This window comes from Massilia sp. TWR1-2-2, assembly GCF_049897565.1.
Taxonomy (GTDB): Bacteria; Pseudomonadota; Gammaproteobacteria; order Burkholderiales; family Burkholderiaceae_D; genus JAFCUW01.
Genome location: NZ_JAFCWM010000018.1, coordinates 47,288 through 68,143, shown reverse-complemented (window position 1 = coordinate 68,143; position 20,856 = coordinate 47,288). Strand labels below are relative to the sequence as shown.

Annotated in this window: 19 protein-coding genes and 1 other RNA gene; 14 read left to right on the top strand and 6 right to left on the bottom strand. The window is 62.5% G+C overall.

What is annotated here, in order from left to right:
• Positions 1-139: 139 nt before the first annotated feature.
• Positions 140-757 carry a hypothetical protein gene (locus ACP7DD_RS17680; protein WP_426176107.1) on the top strand — a complete coding sequence of 206 codons (618 nt, stop codon included), beginning with the start codon at positions 140-142 and terminating at the stop codon, positions 755-757.
• A gap of 55 nt (positions 758-812) precedes the next feature.
• On the opposite strand, the gene ACP7DD_RS17675 is transcribed toward ACP7DD_RS17680, so the two are convergent.
• The 6 genes from ACP7DD_RS17675 to ompA all read right to left on the bottom strand — a co-directional run bounded on the left by ACP7DD_RS17675 (position 813) and on the right by ompA (position 5,569).
• Entirely contained in the window at positions 813-1,385 is a 573-nt protein-coding gene (locus ACP7DD_RS17675) for a recombinase family protein (RefSeq protein ID WP_426176106.1), read from the bottom strand.
• Positions 1,386-1,650: 265 nt separating this feature from the next.
• Positions 1,651-2,493 (bottom strand): DUF4238 domain-containing protein, encoded by an 843-nt coding sequence (locus tag ACP7DD_RS17670; protein ID WP_426176105.1) that lies wholly within the window; start codon positions 2,491-2,493, stop codon positions 1,651-1,653.
• Between the two features lie 392 nt (positions 2,494-2,885).
• Positions 2,886-3,245, bottom strand: a transfer-messenger RNA (tmRNA) gene (gene ssrA, locus ACP7DD_RS17665).
• A gap of 46 nt (positions 3,246-3,291) precedes the next feature.
• Positions 3,292-3,996 carry an HAD family hydrolase gene (locus ACP7DD_RS17660; protein WP_426176104.1) on the bottom strand — a complete coding sequence of 235 codons (705 nt, stop codon included), beginning with the start codon at positions 3,994-3,996 and terminating at the stop codon, positions 3,292-3,294.
• Positions 3,997-4,018: 22 nt separating this feature from the next.
• Entirely contained in the window at positions 4,019-4,714 is a 696-nt protein-coding gene (gene ubiG, locus ACP7DD_RS17655; RefSeq protein WP_426176103.1) for a bifunctional 2-polyprenyl-6-hydroxyphenol methylase/3-demethylubiquinol 3-O-methyltransferase UbiG, read from the bottom strand.
• Positions 4,715-4,846: 132 nt separating this feature from the next.
• Positions 4,847-5,569: an outer membrane protein OmpA gene (ompA, locus tag ACP7DD_RS17650; RefSeq protein WP_426176102.1), complete on the bottom strand. Its 723-nt coding sequence runs from the start codon at positions 5,567-5,569 to the stop codon at positions 4,847-4,849.
• 368 nt (positions 5,570-5,937) lie between these two features.
• Here ompA and gyrA point away from each other — a divergent pair, with 368 nt between their 5' ends.
• From gyrA to ACP7DD_RS17585, 13 genes are all read left to right on the top strand, one after another.
• Positions 5,938-8,556, top strand: a complete 2,619-nt coding sequence (gene gyrA, locus ACP7DD_RS17645; protein WP_426176101.1) for a DNA gyrase subunit A — start codon at positions 5,938-5,940, stop codon at positions 8,554-8,556.
• 59 nt (positions 8,557-8,615) lie between these two features.
• Positions 8,616-9,056 carry a DUF2059 domain-containing protein gene (locus ACP7DD_RS17640; RefSeq protein WP_426176100.1) on the top strand — a complete coding sequence of 147 codons (441 nt, stop codon included), beginning with the start codon at positions 8,616-8,618 and terminating at the stop codon, positions 9,054-9,056.
• A gap of 121 nt (positions 9,057-9,177) precedes the next feature.
• Complete coding sequence (gene serC / locus ACP7DD_RS17635) at positions 9,178-10,266, top strand: 3-phosphoserine/phosphohydroxythreonine transaminase (RefSeq protein ID WP_426176099.1); 1,089 nt, start codon at positions 9,178-9,180, stop codon at positions 10,264-10,266.
• 44 nt (positions 10,267-10,310) lie between these two features.
• Positions 10,311-11,381 (top strand): prephenate dehydratase, encoded by a 1,071-nt coding sequence (gene pheA / locus ACP7DD_RS17630; RefSeq protein ID WP_426176098.1) that lies wholly within the window; start codon positions 10,311-10,313, stop codon positions 11,379-11,381.
• 17 nt (positions 11,382-11,398) lie between these two features.
• Positions 11,399-12,505: a histidinol-phosphate transaminase gene (gene hisC, locus ACP7DD_RS17625; RefSeq protein ID WP_426176097.1), complete on the top strand. Its 1,107-nt coding sequence runs from the start codon at positions 11,399-11,401 to the stop codon at positions 12,503-12,505.
• Positions 12,505-13,422 (top strand): prephenate dehydrogenase, encoded by a 918-nt coding sequence (locus ACP7DD_RS17620; protein WP_426176096.1) that lies wholly within the window; start codon positions 12,505-12,507, stop codon positions 13,420-13,422. The genes hisC and ACP7DD_RS17620 overlap by 1 nt, the downstream gene beginning before the upstream one ends.
• 18 nt (positions 13,423-13,440) lie before the next feature.
• A complete protein-coding gene (gene aroA / locus ACP7DD_RS17615) occupies positions 13,441-14,778 on the top strand; it encodes a 3-phosphoshikimate 1-carboxyvinyltransferase (protein ID WP_426176095.1) in 1,338 nt (445 codons plus the stop codon).
• A 51-nt stretch (positions 14,779-14,829) separates the two neighbouring features.
• Entirely contained in the window at positions 14,830-15,501 is a 672-nt protein-coding gene (cmk, locus tag ACP7DD_RS17610) for a (d)CMP kinase (RefSeq protein WP_426176094.1), read from the top strand.
• Between the two features lie 241 nt (positions 15,502-15,742).
• A complete protein-coding gene (rpsA, locus tag ACP7DD_RS17605; protein ID WP_099793649.1) occupies positions 15,743-17,425 on the top strand; it encodes a 30S ribosomal protein S1 in 1,683 nt (560 codons plus the stop codon).
• A gap of 17 nt (positions 17,426-17,442) precedes the next feature.
• Positions 17,443-17,748: an integration host factor subunit beta gene (locus ACP7DD_RS17600; protein ID WP_099793647.1), complete on the top strand. Its 306-nt coding sequence runs from the start codon at positions 17,443-17,445 to the stop codon at positions 17,746-17,748.
• A gap of 197 nt (positions 17,749-17,945) precedes the next feature.
• Positions 17,946-18,257: a LapA family protein gene (locus ACP7DD_RS17595; RefSeq protein WP_426176093.1), complete on the top strand. Its 312-nt coding sequence runs from the start codon at positions 17,946-17,948 to the stop codon at positions 18,255-18,257.
• A 33-nt stretch (positions 18,258-18,290) separates the two neighbouring features.
• Complete coding sequence (gene lapB, locus ACP7DD_RS17590) at positions 18,291-19,466, top strand: lipopolysaccharide assembly protein LapB (RefSeq protein WP_426176092.1); 1,176 nt, start codon at positions 18,291-18,293, stop codon at positions 19,464-19,466.
• Positions 19,467-19,484: 18 nt separating this feature from the next.
• Positions 19,485-20,852 carry a UDP-glucose dehydrogenase family protein gene (locus ACP7DD_RS17585; protein ID WP_426176091.1) on the top strand — a complete coding sequence of 456 codons (1,368 nt, stop codon included), beginning with the start codon at positions 19,485-19,487 and terminating at the stop codon, positions 20,850-20,852.
• Positions 20,853-20,856: the final 4 nt, after the last annotated feature.

Below are 20,856 nucleotides of genomic sequence, written 5' to 3'. Positions count from 1 at the left end.
TTCGTACACATGTTGGCCGAGGAGTTAAAGGCGTTCTTGACCCATCATCCCCGACACGGGTTTCGCATATAGACTTCCGTAGCCCAGCTAACGGGTTCGCCTCAAAACTCGGCTTGAGCTCCATCGCGAAAAGGAGAATATGCTTAAACGTTTTAGGCTGGTGATAGGCGTCGCCTTGCTGGTCGCATGTCAGCCATTGCTAGCCCAAGCAGTCGTCGAGGCGCAGCAGGTGCAACTGCAGGCGCAGATTAGGCGCGACTCCAAAGGCTTTTCTAGCTGTGGCGTTCGCGTAGTGGCGCTTACCTCAGCGGCCGACACAATGGACGCGTACGATTTTTCGATCATGATCGGCACCGATGCATACGGCACGCTGAAAGCGGGGAAGTACCGGGCCAAGCTTACCCCAGTCGGCGGAAAGGCTGACTTCGCCAGGGACGCTGTAAGTCCAGGTCCACTGAGCTTCTGTATAGCCAAGGAGCTTGAGGGAAAGCCCCTGCTCCCCATTAAGGTCATGCCCGCTGAAACACCGGGGTTCATCCTGGCATTGGGCGATGGCCTCCAGACGCTCGAGAAAATCGTCGCGATCTCGCTCGGTGAGCGCCTGCAGTTCGCATTGCGATATAAAAATCAGCCTGGCGACAAAATTGTCGCGTTCAAAGGCTTTCTTACCAACGAGGAACGCGCTCCGATTTTTGCCTGCATAGAAGGACTGATGGTGCGTTGGCGACAGGACCTTGGCGGTAGTACGAACAAATGATCTGTTTCCGGCGCCCGGCAGGCCGGCGCCTCGGGACGGCGAAAAAATGCAACGGTCAGCTTGCTGATTTGACCGCCGCAAGGATGCTGGCACGATAGACGCCGTACAGCCGCGCCAGCGCGCTAACCCTTTCGTCCTGCTGATACCTGCTGACGATCTCGGCGCGCTCCTTGGGGGCCGTTTTAAGCGGTCTGCCGAGGATTTTTCCCTGCGCCTTCGCGCGGGCTAGTCCTGCCTGGGTACGCTCCACCAACAGATCCCGTTCCATCTCGGCCACCGCTGCGAGCATTGTCAACATCAGCTTACCAGGAGGCGAGGCCAGGTCGAGCTTGCCGAGCTGCAGGACGATAACTTGTACGTCCATTGCGGCCAGCGTTTTGATTGTCGAACCTACGTCGTGCGCATCGCGGCCTAACCGGTCGAGCTTGGTGACCACCAGCGTCTCGCCTGGTCGAATCTTGTCCAGCATCGCGTTGAACTGCGGGCGCTGCGTGGCATGCGTCGACCCGCTGATTCCGACGTCCTCATACCATGACATCAGCTTGTAGCCCGCCTGTTCGATTTCGAGCTTCTGGTTCTGGGTGTTTTGGTCAAGCGTGCTGACCCGTCCGTATCCGAAGAAATTCATGGCCGCTTCTCGCTGTTGGAATAGGGTGGAAAACTTTTCTACATGTAGGTAAAAGTTTACCCCTATTTTTTCGACAGCGATCAATCGGCTAATTTCGACTGTTGGAATTCCTTCGTTTTTCAACCCATACCCTAGTGGGAAATAGCGAAATCCCCGCACGTTTGGGACGGGTGCCCTACGCTGTCAAAGTTCTGCCATACCGGTCCAGATGGCCCATCAGCGAGAAAATGCGAATCTCGTCCGTAATAGAACACTTGGGCGTTGACTAGTACGCGCGAATTGACCTTGGCGACAGCCTGCTTCGAAAGGAAGACCAGCTGCGGTGCTGGATGATCATAGACACCGAAAAGTAGGGTTTTCGATGAAGTGGAAATAAGACCTCGGCGTCGGCATCGGCGAGGCCAGCAGGCGCCGCCGCCGCGTGACGCCCCCGCGACCGAATCGTGACGGGACGGTCTGTGGAAATAAAATCAAACTCGCCTGACACAAACAACGACCAGCTCATCTTGCCGAGTTTCTTCAGTGCCGCATCCTGCGCGTCAAACTCGAACACGTGCTGCCGGGTTGGATCGGCCTCCACCGTGAACTCGCCGCGGTCAATGAAGTCCTTGGCGTCTTCGTAGCACAGTTGTTCTGCGGGATCCATGTACCCGGCGTCCTGCGCTGCCTTCATCTCGTGCTCCCACCTTGCCGTGTTATTCGTGACCGTGCGCATGATATTCATAGCAAGATCGGTGTTTGCGGACTTTATTCTTTTCCTCACTTCCGGATGTCGGGCGTGAAGCAAGGACGCCAAATTGAGGATAAGGTTCAGATCGTCGGCAGCAGGGAAGGTGCGCGATTTCGCCACGGCTGCCAAGATAGGGGCAAGCTCGTTTTCGAACTTGCTCAGTGCGGTTTCGAGCGCGTCGAGGCGATGACCATCAATGTCGACTCGGTTGAAGTCTCGTTCCGCCCCTACACCCTGTGGTCTCGAAGGGAATGCGGCGACGCCGTCCAGCCTGCGCGCGTTCAACCAACCATCTTTCCGGCCATTGTCCGTGAAACCGGCTAGGTAGCATTGCGGCACGTAGTGATGTTTTCGGGCGAGCGGACGATTTGAAGTCATCGTTAAAGGATGCACCACGCACTGGACCACTGACCCGTCTGACGGCCGACCTGCCGGTCTGGATACCGGTTCCGACGTCAGTGCCGACATTTGGACACGGGCTCGACGGGGTGGCGATAAGAATAATGCCAACGAAAAAGTTTCCTAGAAAAAATCGCCTTCGGCGATTTTTTGAGACGGGCAGTGGAGACGGAAGGCAAGAAATCGTTTGCGCGATTTCCCTCTAATCAGACGAATCGGAGAGGCTTGCGCTTGCAAGCGCAAGCCGGATTTGCGGCGGGGAGCAGTGCTCCCCGAATTCCCGCAAATCCCCCGCGGACGCGGGTTCAATTCCCGCCGTCTTGTTGGCCGACGAAAAAAAACCGCCCACCGGGCGGTTTTTTAGGATGCTATGGTGGAGACGGCGGGAATCGAACCCGCGTCCGAAAGCACTCTACAGACAGTTCTACATACTTAGCACTGCCATTTAATTTAACCGGTACAACGCGGACGTGCACGCTGTGTACAAGCGAGTTACCTATTATTTAGTCCGATACTAAGTAGCCCAGTATCAGACGAGTCCCTGTAAATGACTCTAGAGCTTTTGACGGCCCACCCCAGGGACGAGGTGTTCTAGAGCTAGCAGCAATTAAGCTGCGAGTGCGTACGAGTTATCGTTTGCAGTTAAGTTTTTCAGGTTGTATTTACGAGGTAGCCCGCCCTCGGTATGCCCTGCGCTGCTTTGTAACCCCCGTCGAAGCCAGGTCGTCCCCACAGAACCTGCATTGTAACGCAATCCGCGCGCCAGTGCCGCCCGCTTCACGCCAGTAGAACAGACCCGCTCGGCACGCCGCTGAACGACCTCACCATGTCGAGCAGGTCGCCTGGCGTGTCGAGCAACAGGTCGGCGCCCCAGCCAGTGGGCTCGTGTGCGCCGCAGTAGCCCCACGCGCACGCCACCGTGACCATGCCGGCCGCGCGGCCCGCTTCGATGTCGCGCAAGTCGTCGCCGACATACCAGCAGTGTTCGGCGGCAATGCCGAGCCGGCGCGCGCCTTCCAGCAGCGGCGCCGGATGCGGCTTCGCGTGGCCGGTAGTGTCGCCCGACACGATGCAGCCGGCGTGCGTCAGCCCGATCTGCGGAATCAGCGGATCGGTAAAGCGCGCCGGCTTGTTGGTGACGATGCCCCACGCCAGGCCGGCCGCCGTGATCGCGGCCAGCAGTTCGGGGACGCCGCCAAACAGCGTGCTGTGCACCGCCATCGCCGACTGATAACGGTCGAACCATTGCACCCGCAACTCTTCGTAGCCGGCATCGGCCGGCGTCAGCCCGAAGGCGGCGCCGATCATGCCTCGCGCGCCGGCCGACGCCGTCGGGCGCAGCACGGAGTACGGCGTCGGCGCCAGCCCGCGCTCGGTGCGCAGGAAATTGACCGCCGCGGCAAGGTCGGGCGCGGTATCGGCCAGCGTACCGTCAAGGTCGAACAGGATGGCACGCGGTGCCGGCAAGGTAATAGCGGTCATGAAGTCTTGGAAAAAGTGCGCGTCAGAGCGGACGGCTGCACGCCACCATGTAGTTGACACTGGTGTCGTCGTTAAGTGAGTACATCTGGGTCAGCGGGTTGTAGCCGAGCCCCTTCATCGCGTCCAGCTGCAGCCCGGCCTGGCGAACGAACTGCGACAGCTCGGCCGGCGTGATGAACTTGCCGTAGTCATGGGTGCCCTTCGGCAGCATGCGCAGCAGGTACTCGGCGCCCACCACCGCGTACAGATACGATTTCGGATTGCGGTTCAGGGTCGAGAAAAACACGTGGCCGCCCGGTCTGACAAGGGCCGCCGCGGCGCGCACGATCGACGCCGGATCGGGCACGTGCTCGAGCATTTCCATGCAGGTGACGACGTCGTACTGGCCCGCCTCCTGCACCGCCATCTGTTCGGCGGCGATCAGCTGGTAGCGCACCTGCACGCCCGATTCGAGGCTGTGCAGGTCGGCCACTTTGAGCGCTTTTTCCGACAGGTCGATGCCGGTGACGTCGGCGCCCTTGCGCGCCATCGATTCGGCCAAAATGCCACCGCCACAGCCGATGTCGATGACCTTGCGGCCGGTCAGCAGCGCGCGCGCATGGATCCACTCGAGGCGCAGCGGATTGATGTCGTGCAGCGGACGGAACTCGGATGTGGGATCCCACCAGCGGTGGGCGAGGTCACTGAATTTCTGGATTTCGTGCGGGTCGGCGTTCATAGGCGGAATAATAGCGGGAAAAATGGCGGAAGGGCGGACGCGAGCGTAAATAATGCCGGCCATAAAAAAACCCCGCCGGAGCGGGGTTCTTTAGATGCGGCCGGCGAGCCTCGGGAGGCAAGCCGCGCGAATTTACTTGGTGCGGGTACCGACGACTTCGATTTCGACGCGACGGTTCTTGGCGCGGCCAGCGGTGCTCTTGTTGTCAGCAACAGGCTGCTTCTCGCCCTTGCCTTCGGTGTAGACGCGGTTCGCTTCGATGCCTTTCGACTGCAGGTAGGCCTTGACGGCTTCGGCGCGGCGGATCGACAGCTTCTGGTTGTAAGCATCGGTGCCGATCGAGTCGGTGTGGCCGACGGCGATGATGACTTCCAGGTTGATGCCTTGCAGCTTCGAGGTCAGGTCGTCCAGGCTGGCCTTGCCGGCTGGCTTCAGGACCGACTTGTCGAAGTCGAAGAACGCATCGGCCGAATAGCTGACTTTTTCCGACGTGACCACTGGCGCTGGTGCCGGCGCAGGTGCAGGCGCTGGCGCAGCAGGAGGCGGAGCCATCACGACTGGCGCTGGGGCGACGCACTTGCCGTCAACCAGGGTTTCCGGTGCTACGCACAGCGGCAGATCGCAACCTGGCACCGCATCGGCTGGGGTCCAGTACCCGGTGCGCCAGCACAGGCCGAACGGGTTGCGCACGATGATGCCGCGCGCATCCTGGACGTAGGCGCTGTATGGCGAATTGGCCTTGATGTCGGTCGTCAGCGGTGCGTATGGCGGCGCCGTTGGTGCCGAGCTCTGCGCAAATGCGCTGCCAGCGATCGCTGCGGAAGCTGCGAGGACGAAGGTTGCTAATTTATTCATATTGTGTCTTCCTTTCGGGGGTGATATCCGCAGCAAAAACTGCGCAACTTGGCGTGCATGGACAGAATAGTAACACTCCGACTCCTGCTTGTCCTGTTCCCAGATTGCGAAACAGGCAACGACTCCATATCATTCTGCCACACCAGACGAGATCGAGCGACGCTGCGCAAATCAAACGAGGATCAATCTGAAATTGACGTTGTTTTCGTGCAACATATTGGTGCGCGCATGCACCATCCTTGACATCGGGTAAACGTCACTGCTTTTTGCATGGAAGGCCGAACGGGGGAATTGCGCTGCTGCTATATCGGCCGTGGTAAAATCGCCCGCTTGTAACATAACCACAGCCTGAGACCAGCCCCCCGCCAATGGATCAATTCGCAAAAGAAACAATCCCAATTTCCCTCGAAGAAGAGATGCGCAAGAGCTATCTCGATTACGCCATGAGCGTGATCGTCGGCCGCGCATTGCCGGATGTGCGCGACGGCCTCAAGCCTGTGCACCGCCGCGTGTTGTTCGCCATGCATGAAATGAACAACGTGTACAACCGCCCGTACGTCAAGTGCGCGCGGGTGGTCGGCGAAACGATGGGTAAGTACCACCCGCACGGCGACGCGTCGATCTACGACACGCTGGTGCGCATGGCGCAGGACTTTTCGCTGCGGTATACATTAGTCGATGGCCAGGGTAACTTCGGCTCGGTCGACGGCGACAGCGCCGCGGCGATGCGTTACACCGAGTGCCGCCTCGACAAGATTGCCAGCGAGATCCTCGCCGACATCGACAAGGACACGGTCGACTTTCAGCCTAACTATGACGGCAAGGAAAAAGAGCCGACGGTGCTGCCGACCAGGATCCCGAACCTGCTGATCAACGGTTCGTCCGGCATCGCGGTCGGCATGGCGACGAACATTCCGCCGCACAACCTGACCGAAATCATCAACGGCGCACTGCACGTGCTGCGCAATCCCGACTGCACCATCGACGAACTGATCGAGATCATTCCGGCGCCGGACTTCCCGACCGCCGGCATCATCTACGGCGTCTCGGGCGTGCGCGATGGTTACCGCACCGGCCGCGGCCGCGTGGTGATGCGCGCCAAGACCCACTTCGAAGAGTACGGCAAGGACGGCGGGCGGATCGCCATCATCGTCGACGAGCTGCCGTACCAGGTCAACAAGAAGTCGCTGCTCGAGCGCATTGCCGAAAACGTGCGCGACAAGAAGTTAGAGGGCATTTCCGACATCCGCGACGAGTCCGACAAGTCCGGCATGCGCGTGGTCATTGAACTGAAGCGCGGCGAAGTGCCGGAAGTTGTGCTCAACAACCTGTACAAGCAGACCCAGCTGCAAGACACCTTCGGCATGAACATGGTGGCGCTCGTCAACGGCCAGCCAAAGCTGCTGAACCTGAAGCAGATGCTGTTCTACTTCCTGTCGCACCGCCGCGAAGTGGTCACGCGCCGCACCGTGTTCGAACTGCGCAAGGCGCGCGAACGCGGCCACATGCTCGAGGGCCTGGCCGTCGCACTGGCCAACATCGACGACTTCATCGCCATCATCAAGGCCGCGCCGACGCCGCCGGTCGCCAAAACCGAACTGATGCAGCGCGCCTGGGATTCGTCGCTGGTGCGTGAAATGCTCACCCGCACCGCCGAAGGCACGACTGTCGGCGGCATCGAAGCGTTCCGCCCGGAACACTTGCCGAAGCACTACGGCATGCAGGCCGATGGCCTCTACAAGCTGTCCGATGAGCAGGCGCAAGAGATCTTGCAGATGCGCCTGCAGCGCCTGACCGGCCTCGAGCAGGACAAGATCGTCAACGAGTACAAAGACATCATGAGCCACATCGCCGACTTGCTCGACATCTTGTCCAAGCCGGAACGCGTCACCGTCATCATCACCGATGAAATGACGGCCGTCATGAACGAATACGGCGCCGGCAACAAGGACGTGCGCCGCTCGCACATCGAACTGAATCCGACCGACCTCGAAACCGAAGACCTGATCACGCCGCAGGACATGGTGGTGACGCTGTCGCACACCGGCTACATGAAGTCGCAGCCGATCGCCGAGTACCGCGCGCAAAAGCGCGGCGGGCGCGGCAAGCAGGCGATGGCTACCAAGGAAGAGGACTGGATCGACCAGCTGTTCATCGCCAACACGCACGACTACATGCTGTGCTTCTCGAACCGCGGCCGCATGTACTGGCTGAAGGTGTGGGAAGTGCCGCAAGGCTCGCGCAGTTCGCGCGGCAAGCCGATCGTCAACATGTTCCCGCTGCAGGACAACGAGAAGATCACCGTGATCCTGCCGCTGTCGGGCGAGAACCGCACCTTCCCGGAAGACCATTACGTGTTCATGGCGACCAGCCTTGGCACCGTCAAGAAGACGCCATTGAAGGACTTCAGCAACCCGCGCAAGGCCGGCATCATCGCGGTCGACCTCGACGAGGGCGACTTCCTGATCGGCGCCGCGCTGACCGACGGCGAGCATGACGTGATGCTGTTCGCCGACTCCGGCAAGGCAGTGCGCTTCGACGAAAACGACGTGCGTCCGATGGGCCGTACCGCACGCGGCGTGCGCGGCATGAACCTCGAAGAAGGCCAGCACGTCATCGCCTTGCTGGTGGCCGAGAACGAGCAGCAGTCGGTCCTCACGGCCACCGAGAACGGCTTCGGCAAGCGTACTCCGATCACCGAGTACACCCGCCATGGCCGCGGCACCAAGGGCATGATCGCCATTCAGACCAGCGAGCGCAATGGCAAGGTCGTTGCCGCCACCCTGGTCGAAGTGAGCGACGAGATCATGCTGATCACCACCGGCGGCGTGCTCATTCGCACCCGCGTGTCGGAGATCCGCGAAATGGGCCGCGCCACGCAAGGGGTGACCCTGATTGCGGTCGAGAACGGCACCAAGCTGTCCGGCCTGCAGCGCATCGTCGAGACCGACCTGGAAGAACCGGACCTCGAGCAGGCGCCGCAGTAAGGTCGTAGTGGGGAGGGCGTTGCTCTCCCCATTTTTTTGTCCATTCACCGAGCATACTCATGAAAAAAATCGTTCTCGCCGCCTGCCTGGCCCTGTCGTTCGCCATTCCTTCGGCCCGGGCGCAAAGCGCCGCGCCGGTCAGCGCCGATACCACCGCCGCGGTCAAGGATCTGCTCGAGGCCATGCACTACCGCGACACCATGCGCCAGACGTTCGCCCAGATGCAGAAAAATATGCCGGCCGTGATGCTGCAAGGCGCCACCGCGTCGATCAGGAACAACAAGACCATGACCGACGAGCAGAAGAATGCAGCGCTGGCCAACGCGAGCCGCGAGATTCCTCAGGCTGCCGCGGCGATGGAAGCCGTTGTCAACGATCCGACCCTGATGGATGAGATGGTGGCCGAATTCATCCCGCTGTATGCGCGCCACTTCAGCGCCGCCGAAGTGCGCCAGATGGCTGCCTACTACCGCACCCCGGTGGGCGCCAAAACGATCTAGCTGATGCCGCAGATCGCCGCCGAGTCGATGCAGATCAGCCAGAAGATCATCGGGCCGTGCTTGAACGCGGCAATCGAAAAAGTGGTAAAACCGAAGTAAGCCAAATATTTCAGGAAGCGCCGTGACCCACATCTACAATTTTTCCGCCGGTCCCGCAGTGCTGCCCAAGGAAGTGCTGCAGCAGGCCGCCGCCGAGATGCTCGACTGGCACGGCAGCGGCATGTCGGTCATGGAGATGAGCCACCGCGGTCCGGAATTCATCTCGATCTACCGCCAGGCGGTGGCCGACCTGCGCGAACTGCTGGCCATCCCGGCCAACTACCAGGTGCTGTTCCTGCAGGGCGGCGGCCTTGGCGAAAACGCCATCGTGCCGATGAACATGCTGGGCCGCGCCGGCCAGCCGGCCACCATCGACTTCGTCCTCAGCGGCTCGTGGTCCGGCAAGTCGATCAAGGAAGCGGCGCGCTACGCCAACGTCAACGTCGCCGCCAGGCCGGCCGGCGACGCCTTCACCAGCGTGCCCCCGCAAGAGTCGTGGCAGCTCACGCAGGGCGCCGCCTACCTGCACATCTGCACCAACGAAACCATCGACGGCGTCGAATACAACTTCGTGCCAACCGTGCAGGGCGACACGCCGCTGGTGGCCGACATGTCGTCGCACATCCTGTCGCGCAAGATCGACGTCTCGAAGTACGGCGTCATCTTCGCCGGCGCGCAAAAGAACATCGGCCCGGCCGGCCTGACCCTGGTGATCGTGCGCGACGACCTGCTCGGCCACGCGCTGCCGATCTGCCCGTCCGCGTTCGACTGGAAGATCGTCGCCGACAACGAATCGATGTACAACACGCCGCCGACCTACGCCATCTACATTGCCGGCCTGGTGTTCGCGCATCTGAAACGCCAGGGCGGCGTCGCCGCCATGGAGCAGCGCAATATCGAAAAAGCACGCCTGCTGTACGCCGCCCTCGACGTCGACGATTTTTACGCCAACCGGGTGGCGCGGGAAAACCGTTCGCGCATGAACGTGCCGTTCTTCCTGCGCGACGAAACGCGCAACGACAAATTTTTGGCCGGCGCAAAAGCGCGCGGCCTGCTGCAACTGAAGGGCCACAAGTCCGTAGGCGGTATGCGCGCATCGATCTACAACGCGATGCCGATCGAGGGCGTGCAAGCCCTGGTCGATTATTTGAACGAGTTTGCCAACCGCTAGTAAATTGCTGGCCTGGCTCCAATCGAACCAAATGTAAGCAGACGATGACAGACAAACTCACTCCCTTGCGCGTGCAGATCGATGCAATCGACGCGCAACTTCTCGACCTGCTGAACCAGCGCGCCCGCCTGGCGCAGGAAGTCGGCCATGTCAAGGCCGAAACCCTGGCGCCGGTGTTTCGCCCAGAACGCGAGGCGCAGGTGCTGCGCGGCGTGGCCGAGCGCAATCCCGGTCCGCTCAAAAACGCCGACGTGCAAACCGTCTTCCGCGAGATCATGTCGGCCTGCCGCTCGCTCGAGAAGCGCGTTACCGTCGCCTACCTCGGGCCGGCCGGCACCTTCAGCGAGCAGGCCGTGTACCAGCAGTTCGGCGGCGCCGTCGACGGCCTGCCGTGCGTGTCGATCGACGAGGTGTTTCGCGCCACCGAAGCCGGCACGGCGGACTTCGGCGTCGTCCCGGTCGAAAATTCGTCGGAAGGCGCCATCAACCGCACGCTCGACCTGATGCTCGCCACCACCACCATCATCAGCGGCGAAGTGTCGATTCCCGTTCATCACAGCCTGATGACGAAGACCGGCTCGATGGACGGCGTGCTCGTGGTCTGCGCCCACTCGCAGGCGCTGGCACAGTGCCAGGTCTGGCTCAACCAGCACTATCCGAACGTCGAGCGGCGCGCGGTGGCGTCGAACGCCGAAGCGGCCGTGATGGCCAGCGCCGATGCGTCGATCGCGGCGATCGCCAGCGAGATGGCGGGCGAGCAGTACAAGCTCGGTGTGGTGCAGGCGCACATCCAGGACGACCCGCACAACCGCACCCGCTTTGCCATCATCGGCCACCTGCAGACCAATCCGTCCGGCGAAGACCAGACCTCGCTGGTGCTGGCGGTGCCGAACAAGGCCGGCGCCGTCTACAATCTGCTCGCGCCGCTGGCCAAGCACGGCGTGTCGATGACCCGCTTCGAATCGCGCCCGGCGCGCATCGGCACCTGGGAATACTACTTTTACGTCGACATCGAAGGCCACGTGTTCGATCCGGCCGTCGCCGCCGCGCTCGAGGAACTGAAAGACAACGCCGCCTTCTTCAAGGTGCTCGGTTCCTACCCGCTCAGTCTCTAACTTTTTTCGAGAACATCATGCCAAATCAATTCGGTCCAGAATACGTCCGCGCCATCGCCCCTTACCAGGCCGGCAAACCGATCGCCGAGGTGGCGCGCGAGTTTGGCCTGGACGAGGCCAGCATCGTCAAGCTGGCGTCCAACGAAAACCCGTTCGGCGTGCCCGAGTCGAGCAAGCAGGCGATGGCCGCCGCGGTGGCCGACCTGGGCCGCTATCCGGACGCCAACGGCTTCGAGCTGAAGGCGGCGCTGTCGAAACGCTACGACGTGCCGGCCGACTGGATCACGCTTGGCAACGGCAGCAACGACATCCTCGAAATCGCCGCCCACGCATTCGTGCAGGGCGGCCAGTCGGTGGTGTACTCGCAGTATTCGTTCGCCGTGTACGCGCTGGCCACCCAGGGCGTCGGCGCGCGCGCGATCGTGGTGCCGGCCAAGGCATACGGCCACGACCTCGACGCGATGGCCGCCGCGATTTCCGACGACACGCGCCTGGTCTTCATCGCCAATCCGAACAACCCGACCGGCACGTTCATCCCGGCCGCCGACATCGAAGCGTTTTTGCAGCGCGTGCCAGCCCACGTCATCGTCGTGCTCGACGAGGCCTACAACGAATTTCTCGCGCCAGGGCAGCAGTTCGAGTCGGCCGACTGGGTGCGCAAGTACCCGAACCTGATGGTGTCGCGCACCTTCTCGAAAGCCTATGGCCTGGCCGGCCTGCGCGTCGGTTTCGCCATCGCCCAGCCGGCTCTCACCGACCTGATGAACCGCATCCGCCAGCCGTTCAACGTCAATTCGCTGGCGCAGGCGGCGGCCATCGCGGCACTGAACGACAAGCACTTTCTGGAGCAGGGCGCGAAGAACAACGCGGCCGGCTACCAGCAGTTCGTCGAGGCGTTCGACGAGCTCGGACTCGAATACGTGCCGTCGTACGGTAACTTCGTGCTGGTGCGGGTCGGCGACGACGACCAGGCCGGCGCGCGCGTGAACCTGGCGCTGCTCAAGCAGGGCGTGATCGTGCGCCCGGTCGGCAATTACGGCCTGCCGCAGTGGCTGCGCATCTCGATCGGGCTGCCGCGGGAGAACGCCATCTTCCTCGCCGCGCTGAAAAAGGCGCTGGCCTGATGCTGGACCGGGCCACGATAGGCAAGGTCGTCATCTTCGGCGTCGGCCTGATCGGCGGCTCGTTCGCGCTGGCGCTCAGGCGCGCCGGCGCCGCGCGCAGCATCGTCGGCGTCGGCCGCTCGCCCGAGGCGCTGGCGCGCGCGCTGGAGCTGGGCATCGTCGACAGCGTCGCCGCCTCACCGGCCGAGGCGATGCGCGGCGCCGACCTGGTGCTGATCGCCGCGCCCGTCGCGCAGACCGAAGCGATCCTGGTGTCGCTGCTGCCGTACCTGGAAGAGCGCACCGTCGTCACCGACGCCGGCAGCACCAAGGCCGACGTCGTCGCCGCCGCGCGCCGCGCGCTGGGCGAGCGCTGCGCGCAGTTCGTGCCAGGCCATCCGATTGCCGGCGCCGAATCGAACGGGCCGGACGCTGCAGTCGCCAGCCTGTACGTCGGCAAGAAGACCGTGCTCACCCCGCTGGCCGAGAACCCGACTGCCTACGTGGCGCGCGTGGCCGCCGCGTGGGAAGCGTGCGGCGCCGTCGTCCACCGCCTCACGCCGTCCGAGCACGACAAGGTATTCGCCGCGGTCAGCCATTTGCCGCACCTGCTGGCGTTCGCGCTGGTCGACGACATCGCCAGCAAGCCCCATGCCGACGTGCTGTTCCAGTACGCCGCCAGCGGCTTTCGCGACTTCACCCGCATCGCCGCCTCGTCGCCCGAGATGTGGCGCGACATCAGCCTGGCCAACCAGGGCGCGCTGCTCGGTGAGCTGGACGCATATCTGGCACAATTGACCGCGATGCGCGCGATGCTCGCCGCCGGCGACGGCGCCGCGCTCGAAGGTGTTTACACCAACGCGCGCCGCGCGCGCCGCCAGTGGACCGGCGAGATCGAGGCGGCCGAAGCGCCGCCGCCGCGCAACGACGCAGAATAGATTCGAAAGGCTCCACGCATGACGCAGCAAAAATACTATCCCCAGCATCTCGACCTTCACCCGGTAACCCAGGTGGAGGGCACGGTGCGCCTGCCGGGCTCGAAAAGCATCTCGAACCGCACCTTGCTGCTCGCCGCGCTGGCCGGCGGCAGCACCACCATCGTCGACCTGCTGGCCTCCGACGACACCATGGTCATGCTCGGCGCGCTGCATTCGCTCGGCATCGAGTGGGAGCAGATCGACGACAACACCCACATCGTGCACGGCGCCGATGGCGTGCTGCCAGTGCACGAAGCGGACCTCTTCATGGGCAACGCCGGCACCGCGATCCGCCCGCTGACCGCGGCGCTGGCGGTGATCGGCGGCGACTACACGCTGCACGGCGTCTCGCGCATGCACGAGCGGCCCATCGGCGACCTGGTCGACGCGCTCAACGCCGTCGGCGCCCAGATCGAATACACCGGCGAAGAAGGCTTTCCGCCGCTGCGTATCCGCCGCGGCCATATCCACGCGCAGCGCATGTCGGTGCGCGGCAACGTGTCGAGCCAGTTCCTCACCGCGCTCTTGATGGCTGCGCCGCTGATGGCGCGCGAGCACCCGGTCAGCATCGACGTCGAGGGCGAGCTGATCTCCAAGCCCTACATCGAGATCACGCTGAACCTGATGCGCCGCTTCGGCGTGACGGTCGAGCAGGACGGCTGGAACTCGTTTACCGTCGCCGCCGGCCAGCGCTACACCAGCCCGGGCACCATCCACGTCGAAGGCGACGCCTCGACCGCCTCGTACTTCCTGGCGGCCGGTGCGATTGCCGGCGGCGCGGTGCGCGTGCTCGGCGTCGGGCGCAACAGCATCCAGGGCGACGTCCGCTTCGCCGACGCGCTCGAGCAGATGGGCGTGACGGTCACCCGCGGCGACAACTGGATCGAAGCGACGTCGAACGGCGTGCTGAAGGCGATCGACGCCGACTTCAACCACATCCCGGACGCGGCGATGACGATCGCGGTGGCGGCGCTGTACGCCGACGGCACCAGCACCTTGCGCAACATCGCCAGCTGGCGCGTCAAGGAGACCGACCGCCTGGCGGCGATGGCGATCGAGCTGCGCAAGCTCGGCGCCACGGTGGAAGAGGGCGCCGACTACATCGCCATCACGCCGCCGGCCGAAGAGATCCACGCCGCCACCATCGACACCTACGACGACCACCGGATGGCGATGTGCTTCTCGCTCGCCTCGCTCGATGGCAAGGGGCGGCGCGGCAATGCGATGCGCATCAACGACCCGAAATGCGTGGCGAAAACCTTCCCCGACTATTTCGAAGCGTTCGCCTCCATCGCCCGCGAAAAAGAATTATTCTAAATCCGCGGTCATACCTCAGGGGTGAAGAAATTAATTAACGAAACAATAACAATGCCAAACAATCCCGTCCCAGTCATTACCATCGACGGCCCGACCGCTTCCGGCAAGGGCACCGTCGCCCACAAGGTGGCCGACCGCCTCGGCTTTCACTACCTCGATTCGGGCGCGCTGTACCGGCTCGCGGCCTTGTCGGCGCTGCGCCGCGGCGCCGACCTGAACGACGAGCACGCCCTCGCCAAGCTGGCCGAACACCTGCCGGTGCACTTCGACGGCCCGGTCATCATGCTGGCCAACGAAAACGTCACCGAGGCGATCCGCGCCGAGGAAGTGGGCAACCTGGCCTCGAAAATCGCCGCGCTGCCAGCCGTGCGCCAGGCGCTGTTCGCGCTGCAACTGGGCTTTCGCAAGGCGCCCGGCCTGGTCGCCGACGGGCGCGACATGGGCACCGTGATTTTTCCTCACGCCAAGCTGAAAGTGTTCCTCACTGCAAGCACTGAGGCGCGGGCGCAACGGCGATATAAGCAATTGATTGACAAGGGAATTTCTGCTAACATGGAAGACCTGCTGTCAGATTTGAAAGCGCGCGACGACCGTGATACTCATCGGTCAATCGCACCGCTGGTTCCGGCAGAAGGGGCGCATCACCTCGACACTTCCAACATGACGGCCGTCCAGGCCATTGCGGAAGTCCTGTCGTGGTATGCGCACAGGGACCCGAAGTAAGGGGCCCGGCGCGGCGCACCTCATCGAACCTGTCCAATATGACGGCCAGGATTAGTTGGCCTTTGAGGAAGCGTAGTTGGCGGGCGCGCCGCGGTAGCAAGCAGCAAGCGTGGTGCCTGGCACGGCAATGGTGTCGTTTTCAGGCGTGGTTCAACCTAACCCAGTTTAAGTCGCATCGTGCGAACTCTGCTGGATAACAAGTGTAAATCCTATGTCTACAGCAACAACTGAAGCAACCGGTATGGAAAGTTTTGCAGCGCTCTTCGAGGAATCGTTGTCGCGTCAAGATATGCGCTCCGGCGAAGTTATTTCCGCTGAAGTCGTGCGCCTCGACCACAATTTCGTGATCGTCAACGCCGGCCTCAAGTCCGAAGCTTTCATTCCTATCGAAGAATTCAAGAACGACCAGGGCGAACTGGAAGTTCAAGTCGGCGATTTCGTTTCCGTAGCGATTGAGTCGCTGGAAAACGGCTTCGGCGACACCATCCTGTCGCGCGACAAGGCCAAGCGCCTGGCGTCGTGGCTGGCGCTGGAAAAAGCCATGGAATCGGGCGAGATCGTCGTCGGTACCGTCAATGGCAAAGTCAAGGGCGGCCTGACCGTTCTGACCAACGGCATCCGCGCGTTCCTGCCGGGTTCGCTGGTCGACACCCGTCCTGTCAAGGACACCACCCCGTTCGAAGGCAAGACCCTGGAATTCAAGGTCATCAAGCTCGACCGCAAGCGTAACAACGTCGTTCTGTCGCGCCGCGCCGTCATCGAAGCTTCGATGGGCGAAGAGCGCCAGAAGCTGATGGAAACGCTGAAGGAAGGCACCGTCGTTACCGGTATCGTCAAGAACATCACCGACTACGGCGCCTTCGTCGACCTCGGCGGCATCGATGGCCTGCTGCACATCACCGACCTGGCATGGCGCCGCGTGCGTCACCCGTCGGAAGTGCTGACGGTTGGCCAGGAAATCACTGCCAAGGTCCTCAAGTACGATCAGGAAAAGAACCGCGTCTCGCTGGGTGTCAAGCAGCTCGGCGACGATCCTTGGACCGGTCTGTCCCGTCGTTACCCGCAAGGCACCCGCCTGTTCGGTAAAGTCACGAACCTCACCGACTACGGCGCCTTTGTCGAAGTCGAGCAGGGCATCGAAGGCCTGGTCCACGTTTCCGAAATGGACTGGACCAACAAGAACGTCGCTCCTAACAAGGTTGTCCAGCTGGGCGACGAAGTAGAAGTGATGGTCCTGGAAATCGATGAAGAGCGTCGCCGTATTTCGCTGGGCATGAAGCAGTGCAAAGCGAATCCATGGGATGACTTCGGCGTGACCCACAAGAAGGGTGACAAAGTCCGCGGCGCCATCAAGTCGATTACCGACTTCGGCGTGTTCATCGGCCTGGCCGGCAACATCGACGGCCTGGTGCACCTGTCCGACCTGTCGTGGACCGAGACTGGCGAAGAAGCCGTCCGCCGCTTCAAGAAGGGTGACGAACTCGAAGCCATCGTGCTGGCAATCGACGTTGAGCGCGAGCGTGTTTCGCTGGGCGTCAAGCAGCTCGAAGGCGACCCGTTCAACAACTTCGCGGCAATGAACGACAAAGGCTCCCTGGTAACCGGTACGGTCAAGTCGGTCGAGCCTAAGGGCGCTGTCATCGGCCTGTCCGAAGAAGTCGAAGGCTACCTGCGTGCTTCCGAAATCTCGCGCGACCGCGTCGAAGATGCCGGTACCCACCTGAAGGTTGGCGATTCGGTTGAGGCGCTGGTGATCAACATTGACCGCAAGGCTCGCAGCATTCAGCTGTCGATCAAGGCGAAAGACAATGTCGAGACCCAGGAAGCGATGCAGAAGATGGCGACATCCTCAGACAACAACGCAGCATCGGGCACCACCAGCCTGGGCGCGCTGTTGAAAGCCAAATTCGATAACAAGAACTAAGTTCTCGTCAATCGCAGATGACAAAGTCCGAACTGATCAACCGCCTCGCTGAGCGCTACTCTCAGCTGGTGGCCAAGGATGCAGAGTACGCTGTCAAGACCATTCTTGATGCCATGACCAATGCTTTATCGACTGGTCAGCGCATCGAGATCCGTGGTTTCGGCAGTTTCGCCCTCAATAGCAGGCCACCGCGCATTGGGCGCAACCCGAAGTCGGGCGACAAGGTGATGGTGCCCGAAAAACGGGTGCCGCACTTCAAGCCTGGCAAACAGTTGCGCGAGCGGGTAGATGCGACGGTCGGGCAGCCGATCATCGAAGACTAAGTCGTCTGGCGGCAAAGCATGCAAAGAACGGCGTCCCTGGATGCCGTTTTTTTCGTTCTGGCCGCCGACCTGAATTCCGTCATCCGCATTGGCGAGGACGACGTTCTACTGCCAGCCCCAAGCGATAAGCGGTTTCTTTGAATAATCCCCATGTTGTGCGACACTTCGCACTTCGACTCAACAGAAGGACCTGGCTGATGAAATTTGTATCCACCATCGTTGGATTGGTTCTGTTTATCCTGTTTTTCGGCTTCGCGCTGAAGAACACGCAGGAAGTCGACCTGCACTTTTTCCTCAATTACGAATTGCGCGGCCCGCTGGTGCTGATGCTGCTGGCGTTCTTTGTCGCCGGCGCCGCCCTCGGCATCCTCGCCGTCACGCCGACCGTGTTTCGCCAGCGGCGCGAGCGCACCCGCGCCGAAGACAAGATCCAGGCGCTGCAAAGCGTCGCCAGCGGCGGCGCGGTGCAGCCGGCGCCGGACGGCGTGACCCCAGGCGCCCAGCGCTAAGCGCGGCCTCCATCCCACAACAAAAAGAACCGCATGGAATTTGAACTCTGGTGGCTGCTCGGCATCCCCGTTTTTTTCGCCCTCGGCTGGATTGCCGCGCGGGTCGACATCAAGCAGTTGCTCGACGAGTCGCGCAGCCTGCCGCGCGGCTACTTCAAGGGCCTGAACTTCCTCCTCAACGAGCAGCCCGACAAGGCGATCGACGCCTTCATCGAGATCGTCAAGCTCGACCCGGAAACGGCCGACATGCACTTTGCGCTGGGCAACCTGTTCCGCCGCCGCGGCGAGATCGAGCGCGCCATCCGCGTCCACCAGAACCTGCTGGCGCGGCCCGACCTGCCGCTCGAGCAGCAGGAGCACGCCCAGTACGAGCTCGGCATGGATTACCTGAAGGCGGGCCTGCTGGACCGCTCCGAAGAAACATTCAACCTGCTGCTCGAGAGCAGCTACGGCGTGCAGGCGCGCCGGGCGCTGCTGGAAATTTTTCAGCGTGAAAAGGAATGGCGCCGCGCCATCGAGGCCGCGCGCGGCCTGCAGGATTCCGGCGCCGGCGCGCGCCAGAAGGAAATCGCCCAGTTCTATTGCGAGCTGGCGCAGGATGCGCTGGTGCACATGCAGGTGACCGAAGCGGTGGCGCTGCTCGACAAGGCGCTGCATGCCGACCGCAAGAACGTGCGCGCCACCATGCTGCTGGGCGATGCCCAGCTGGCCGAAGGCGATGTCGAAGGCGCACTGATGACGTGGCGCCGGGTCGAGCAGCAAAGCGTGCCGCACGTGGCGCTGGTTGCCGCGCGGCTGATGGATGGCTACAAGAAGGTCGGCCGCGCCCAGGAAGGCGTCAACCTGTTGCGCTCCTACCTCGCTGAAGCGTCTTCCATTGATCTGATCGAGGTAGTGTTCAAGGCCGTCATCGAACGCGACGGCGTGGAAGCGGCCAAACAACTGGTGGTCGAAGAGTTGCGCCGCAACCCGACTCTGCTGGGCCTGGACAAGCTGCTCGAAGCGCGCATGATGGACGCGCCGGCGGCAATCTGGGAAGAGCTGTCGATGGTGAAGAACCTGGTGCACGGCTACACCCAGAAGCTGGCGCGCTACCAGTGCAGCCAGTGCGGCTTCAAGGCGCGCCAGTTCTACTGGCAGTGCCCGGGTTGCAGCCGCTGGGAGACTTACCCGCCGCGCCGCACCGAAGAACTCAATGTCATGAACTGACTATTTGCGAACTGACCAATGAAAATTACTATTATCGGCACCGGCTACGTCGGACTGGTGACCGGCGCCTGCCTGGCTGAACTGGGCAACGACGTGTTCTGCCTCGACCTCGACGAAAACAAGATCGCCTTGCTCAACAGCGGCGGCATCCCGATCCATGAGCCGGGCCTGGAAGAAGTGGTGGCGCGCAACGTCGCCGCCGGTCGTCTGCACTTTTCCACCGACGTCGCCGCCAGCGTCGCCCACGGCGTGCTGCAGTTCATCGCCGTCGGCACCCCGCCCGACGAAGACGGCTCGGCCGACCTGCAGTACGTGCTGGCGGCGGCGCGCAACATCGGCCGCCACATGACCGGCTTCAAGGTCATCGTCGACAAGTCGACCGTGCCGGTCGGTACCGCCGACCGCGTTGCCGCGGCGGTGCGCGAACAAATCGCCGCCAGCGGCGCTACCGCCTCGTTCTCGGTGGTGTCGAACCCGGAGTTCCTCAAGGAAGGCGCGGCCGTCGAAGACTTCATGCGGCCGGACCGGATCGTGCTCGGCCACGACAGCTCGGCCGAAGGCTTGCGCGCGCGCGACCTGATGCAGAACCTGTACAAGCCGTTCAACCGCAACCACGAGCGCACCTTCTGGATGGACGTGCGCTCGGCCGAATTTACCAAGTACGCCGCCAACGCGATGCTCGCCACGCGCATCTCGTTCATGAACGAACTGGCCAACCTGGCCGACAAGGTCGGCGTCGACATCGAGGCGGTGCGCCATGGCATCGGCTCCGATCCGCGCATCGGCCACAGCTTCCTGTACGCCGGCGCCGGCTATGGCGGCTCGTGCTTCCCGAAGGACGTCCAGGCGCTCGAGCGCACGGCGTGCCAGTTCGACCAGGAACTGCTGATCCTGCGCGCCGTGGAGGCGGTCAACGACCGCCAGAAGCTGGTGCTCGGGCGCAAGGTGGTGGCCAGCTTCGGCGAGGATCTCGCCGGCCGCCACTTTGCCGTCTGGGGCCTGGCGTTCAAGCCGAACACCGACGACATGCGCGAAGCGCCGGCGCGCGTGCTGCTGCGCGAACTGATCGACCGCGGCGCCACCGTCGCCGTGTACGACCCGGTGGCGATGCCGGAAGCGAAACGCGTGCTGGCGCTCGACTTCAACGCCGCCGAACTGGCGCGCATCGAATTCGCCGCCAGCTCGATGGCCGCGCTCGAGCAGGCCGACGCGCTGATCATCGTGACCGAATGGAAGGCGTTCCGCAGCCCCGATTTCGACCAGATCAAGGCGCGCCTGAAGCAGGCCATCGTGTTCGACGGGCGCAACCTGTTCGAGCCGGAGCAGATGGCCGCCAACGGCATCGAATACCACGGCATTGGCCGTTCCGTACTGACCCGCAGGTAAGCCG

Bases quoted from the DNA above. Each gene is read 5' to 3' on its own strand.
- ACP7DD_RS17595 (WP_426176093.1), top strand. From the start codon at position 17,946: ATGAAATTTGTATCCACCATCGTTGGATTGGTTCTGTTTATCCTGTTT.
- ACP7DD_RS17640 (WP_426176100.1), top strand. From the start codon at position 8,616: ATGAAAAAAATCGTTCTCGCCGCCTGCCTGGCCCTGTCGTTCGCCATT.
- pheA (WP_426176098.1), top strand. From the start codon at position 10,311: ATGACAGACAAACTCACTCCCTTGCGCGTGCAGATCGATGCAATCGAC.
- ACP7DD_RS17585 (WP_426176091.1), top strand. From the start codon at position 19,485: ATGAAAATTACTATTATCGGCACCGGCTACGTCGGACTGGTGACCGGC.
- cmk (WP_426176094.1), top strand. From the start codon at position 14,830: ATGCCAAACAATCCCGTCCCAGTCATTACCATCGACGGCCCGACCGCT.
- ACP7DD_RS17660 (WP_426176104.1), bottom strand. From the start codon at position 3,996: ATGACCGCTATTACCTTGCCGGCACCGCGTGCCATCCTGTTCGACCTT.
- ACP7DD_RS17680 (WP_426176107.1), top strand. From the start codon at position 140: ATGCTTAAACGTTTTAGGCTGGTGATAGGCGTCGCCTTGCTGGTCGCA.
- rpsA (WP_099793649.1), top strand. From the start codon at position 15,743: ATGGAAAGTTTTGCAGCGCTCTTCGAGGAATCGTTGTCGCGTCAAGAT.
- ACP7DD_RS17600 (WP_099793647.1), top strand. From the start codon at position 17,443: ATGACAAAGTCCGAACTGATCAACCGCCTCGCTGAGCGCTACTCTCAG.
- gyrA (WP_426176101.1), top strand. From the start codon at position 5,938: ATGGATCAATTCGCAAAAGAAACAATCCCAATTTCCCTCGAAGAAGAG.
- ompA (WP_426176102.1), bottom strand. From the start codon at position 5,569: ATGAATAAATTAGCAACCTTCGTCCTCGCAGCTTCCGCAGCGATCGCT.
- hisC (WP_426176097.1), top strand. From the start codon at position 11,399: ATGCCAAATCAATTCGGTCCAGAATACGTCCGCGCCATCGCCCCTTAC.
- lapB (WP_426176092.1), top strand. From the start codon at position 18,291: ATGGAATTTGAACTCTGGTGGCTGCTCGGCATCCCCGTTTTTTTCGCC.
- ACP7DD_RS17620 (WP_426176096.1), top strand. From the start codon at position 12,505: ATGCTGGACCGGGCCACGATAGGCAAGGTCGTCATCTTCGGCGTCGGC.
- aroA (WP_426176095.1), top strand. From the start codon at position 13,441: ATGACGCAGCAAAAATACTATCCCCAGCATCTCGACCTTCACCCGGTA.
- ACP7DD_RS17675 (WP_426176106.1), bottom strand. From the start codon at position 1,385: ATGAATTTCTTCGGATACGGACGGGTCAGCACGCTTGACCAAAACACC.
- ACP7DD_RS17670 (WP_426176105.1), bottom strand. From the start codon at position 2,493: ATGACTTCAAATCGTCCGCTCGCCCGAAAACATCACTACGTGCCGCAA.
- ubiG (WP_426176103.1), bottom strand. From the start codon at position 4,714: ATGAACGCCGACCCGCACGAAATCCAGAAATTCAGTGACCTCGCCCAC.